Origin of the sequence: Tepidibacillus infernus, from assembly GCF_048898065.1 — a bacterium.
GTDB lineage: Bacteria > Bacillota > Bacilli > Tepidibacillales > Tepidibacillaceae > Tepidibacillus_B > Tepidibacillus_B infernus.
Genome location: NZ_JBLWFI010000093.1, coordinates 1 through 237 on the forward strand (window position 1 = coordinate 1; position 237 = coordinate 237).

The 237-nt window shown below is 30.4% G+C and carries 1 pseudogene; it reads left to right on the plus strand.

Annotated features, from left to right (window positions below):
* Positions 1 to 237, plus strand: a pseudogene (locus tag TEPIDINF_RS15325) (IS4 family transposase); the annotation flags it as partial.

The window sequence follows — 237 nt, forward strand, 5'->3', positions numbered from 1 at the left end:
TACTTAATGAAGATCTGCAAAAAACACTTGGATTTGAATCGATAAGTGCCTCTCAATTATCACGAAAAAACAATGAAATCAATCCAGAAATTCTTTCAACCCTATTCATGGATCTTGTTTATCAAATACAACAAATCCACTTTAAAAATAGAAAGAACATGTCATTAAAGATCATTGATTCAAGTACACTACCGCTTAACTTAACCCATTACAAATGGGCAAAATTTCGTAAAACAA